1 pseudogene is annotated in these 1,915 nt (G+C 72.1%); it reads right to left on the reverse strand.

Annotated elements, in window-relative coordinates:
* Positions 1–1,748, reverse strand: a pseudogene (locus tag AB0G02_RS37600) (LamG domain-containing protein); the annotation flags it as partial.
* Positions 1,749–1,915 lie beyond the last annotated feature (167 nt).

Genomic DNA, 1,915 nt, shown 5'->3' on the forward strand with positions numbered 1-1,915 from the left:
CTCTGCACGTGCAGCGCGCGCGGCCCGTCGCCGGGCGGTGTCGTGGTCACGGTCGCCTTGCCCCCCAGGGCGTCCGCGTCCACCGTCTCGCTCTTCTGCTCGTCCCAGCGGTACACGTAGTGGTCGACGTCGGTGACGTCCCCGGCCTTGAACGTGAACGCGCCGGGCACGCCGACGCCGCCGTGCCACCGGTTGTCGTCCTGGTAGAGGCCGGCCTCCACCACCGGCGGGGCGTTCGGCGGGTCCCGGTCCACGACGAACCCGGGTCCGCCGCGGGAGTCCCCGGTGTCCCAGCCGTCGTCACCGCGCAGCGACCACGTCACCTCCTGGCCGTTGTGCGTGGTCAGGTCGTAGGTGGTGCTGTAGGTGTTGCCCTGCTGGAGCTGCGGACCCGTCCGGCTCTCCGGCCGGCCGCCCGCCACGATCGACCAGTTCGCGGTGAGCTGGTCCGAGCCGTCACCGTCGGTGATCCGACCCTTGAGCCGGACCGCGTCACCGGTCAGGTAGGCCTTGCCCGCGCACCACTTGCACACCACACCCCTCGGTTCGGTGGTGAGATCGGTCGCCGCGTCGGGCTTGGTGTTGTACTGCGCGACGATGCGGGTGGCTCCCCCGTCGTACTTCCGCCACCCGTCGGTGTAGCCGCTGTTCTCGTTGCCGGCGCGGATGAAGTACGCCGACCACCCGGACGGGTTGTAGTAGCCGCCGAGCTTCCAGCCGATGCCCTTGTTGCCCGCGCACCCCGTGTACGCGGGCTGCGCGTTCGCGCTGCCCACCTTGGTGCCGCCCGGCTGGTTGTTCCAGGTCAGGTTGGCGTCGAAGGTGGAGTTGGCGATCCACAGCTCGTGCTGGGCGTCGGCGCAGCGCGGGCTGTAGAGGATGGTCGCGTTCAGCGAGATGTCGATGACGCGCTTGCCGTTCAGGAAGCTCGTGTCAAACTCCCAGAACGACCGGGTGGCGCCGATGTCGTTGGAGCCGGTGCAGCCGGTCAGGCCCGAGCAGCGGCCCACCTTGGCGTACGAGTCGACGTCGCCGCCGCCCCACCAGTGCTTGCTGTCCGGCTTGCCGGAGAACACCTTGGCCCAGCCGGCGATGTCGAACGTGCGCCAGTCCGGGTCGATGGTGACCGGGAACACCGTGCCCGGGTCGGTCAGCAGCGCCTGGTCGGGGACCAGCGTGAGGGACGTGTCGTGCAGTTCGAGGCCGACCGGCGCGGTCCGCTCCTCCTTGGCGTCCCACATGACGGCGGGCGGGGTGCCGAAGAGGACCTTCCCGTCGGCGTCGGTGGCACGAAGGGCGCCGTCCTCGACGGTCACCTTGACGCCGTCGGCCTGGATGCCGAGCTCGACCCGCGCCAGCGCGGGGTTCTTCGCGGCCTCCGGCGTCTTCACGACCAGGTGCTGGGTGACGTGGTCGGCGGCGGCCGTCAGCTCCAGGTCCACCCCCGGCAGGACGTCGCGGTAGGTCGCGGTCGGGCCGGCCAGCTCCGGCGCCGGGAGCGCGTCGGGCCAGGTCAGCGTGATCGGGCCGTACTTCAGCAGCGGACCCGTGCCGCCACCGGACAGGGTCGTGCCGGTCACCACCGCCTTGGGGCTGATGGTGCGGTCGGCGTTCACCGCGAGGGCCGGGTCGACGGGGGTCCACGAATCGCCCCGGCGGACCTGCATCGGCTCCGCGCTCAGCTCGGCCAGCATCGTGCCGTCCGGCTGCGCGGCCACCTTCCGGGTCGGCGTCCCCAGCGACGTCACGACCACGGGCTCGTGCTGCCGGCGCGCGGCCGCCACGGCCACCGCCTGGTCAGCCGACTCGCTGATGTGCTCGGCGGCGACGGGCGCCGGTTCCGGATCGTCGTGCCGGACCGCGGTCACCGCGAGTCCGACCGCGAGAAGCGCTGCCCGCAACGCCAACGCCGCCG

It is taken from the genome of Actinosynnema sp. NPDC023658 (genome assembly GCF_040639995.1).
GTDB lineage: Bacteria > Actinomycetota > Actinomycetes > Mycobacteriales > Pseudonocardiaceae > Actinosynnema.